The organism is Lysinibacillus sp. fls2-241-R2A-57, assembly GCF_030209535.1.
Lineage (GTDB): Bacteria > Bacillota > Bacilli > Bacillales_A > Planococcaceae > Lysinibacillus.
Genome location: NZ_JARVRU010000178.1, coordinates 1 through 1,834, shown reverse-complemented (window position 1 = coordinate 1,834; position 1,834 = coordinate 1). Strand labels below are relative to the sequence as shown.

2 protein-coding genes are annotated in these 1,834 nt (G+C 35.1%); both read right to left on the bottom strand.

Annotation, left to right across the window (positions count from 1 at the left end; genetic code table 11):
• Positions 1–452, bottom strand: a 452-nt coding sequence (locus QRN68_RS22885; protein ID WP_285399426.1) for an ATP-binding protein, incomplete at its 3' end; no start/stop codon positions are given.
• 8 nt (positions 453–460) lie between these two features.
• Positions 461–1,744 (bottom strand): IS21 family transposase, encoded by a 1,284-nt coding sequence (gene istA, locus QRN68_RS22880; protein WP_285399424.1) that lies wholly within the window; start codon positions 1,742–1,744, stop codon positions 461–463.
• Positions 1,745–1,834: the final 90 nt, after the last annotated feature.

Sequence of the window (1,834 nt, the reverse complement as noted above, 5' to 3'; positions counted from 1 at the left end):
TTTTCTAAGCGAGCTCTCTTCAGATTCTGAATTAAGTCATGGCACTTAATAAAATAGGTACTTGTTCGCTTTTTAGCTGCAGTAATGCCGATTGCCGTGGCCAGATGGGTCTTACCGACACCACTTGGACCAAGGAATACAATATTCTCATTTGCTTCGATGAAACGAAGGCTTTGAAAATCGAGTATTTGTTGCTGGTTAATACTTGATTGGAAATCAAAATTAAAATCCTTTATTTCCTTTAAATGTGGAAATGCAGCGACTTTCACCATCGCATGAATCATATTTTGCTCACGTACATCGATTTCATAGTTTGTTAATTTAATAAGTGTATCAATAAAAGAAAGCTCATTTTTAATGCTAAAGTCGATGACTTCATTCAAATGAATACCCATTTGCTTTAGTTTTAAATACTCTAAGTTTTGCTGTAGTTGCTGATAATTTGTACTCATTATTGAATTCATTTATACATTTCTCCAATCGCTGCTAAATTCCGTTTTGCTAAATCGTTAATATCAGGGTATTCGGGCATTGCCTTTGTCATCAATTCACGATAATGGGCCTCTTGATAATTTAGTTTTGCTTTACTTATTTTGTGTTGCGCGATTAATTCCATGTTATAATAAATCCATAATTGATCATCATACACTTGTAGTCCTACTTTTTTGCCTTGATACGCCGGTGGTACGGAGTATTGATTGGACTTGTAGGAAATCATGCTCGATGCATTGACTTTTACCAGTGTATAATCAATCTTGTAGGAATCTCTTACTCGTTCAGTTGGTAGCTGGAGTAATTGATTCTTTTCTTTTTGCCATTCTAAAATAGGGATTTTATTCGTCCCTTGATGAACTTCATGGTTAATTCGATTACATAGCTGTTGAATATACGAATGTAATTCTGTCATGTTAAACTTCCCTTGATAGGCATGAATCTCATCCAATAACTTCATCGTTGTTTCCACTTTTCCTTTTGTTCGTGGACGACCTGCTACACAAGGCTTCACCTTAAATCCAAAATCTCTCGCAAATTGTGCAAACTTCGCATTCACTTTTCCCATAAAATGTTCTGTTCGTGCTTCATCCATAACGGTTTTCATATTGTCAGTGATGAGTTCTTCTGGTACACCGCCCATTTTTTCAAACGTTTCTGTTAAGAAAGAAAATAAAACTGCCTGCGATTTGGAAATACTCATATAAAAGAATCGCATACGAGAATGGCTCAGCACTAACACGGCTACATTAATCTCCACCTGTTCACCATCACTTGTTTCATAAAGAATACTTTCTTTCCAATCCAGCTGTGCTTGTTTGCCCATACGTGTTTCATAACGGATGCCGCTATTCAAAGAAGATACACGTTCATCTTTCTCAAAGTAAGCTTTAAATTCTGGCGTATTGGCAATATAAGTACGGAATGTAGATTGTCCACAATCTAAACCGTGGTTGTCTTTTAAATACTGCCAAAGATTACGTCGATAATAAAATACCTGCTTAGAATCTTCTGATAAGAGGCTGGCAATAATCGGATAGAACTCATCAATTTTAGATGGCTTATTCCGCTTTGTTTTTGGTATAAAGCCATTTAGATATTTATCAATCGTCCGTCGATCTACTCCCATGTCCCTTGCTAATCTACTTTTATTAATCTTCATGTTTAAATGCTCCATTACTTGTTTGAAATTTGCTAAATCTGAAAGACTATTAATTTTAAATTCTGTCTCAATCTCTAGTTGAATATGCATACTAACACCTCGGTATTAGTATGAAATGAAAGAGCATTTTTGTACATCGTTATTCAAGCAGGAATGTACATATTTAAATTAGCATTTATA

Excerpts from the sequence above, each read along its gene's own strand:
- istA (WP_285399424.1), bottom strand. The coding sequence starts at position 1,744 with ATGCATATTCAACTAGAGATTGAGACAGAATTTAAAATTAATAGTCTT.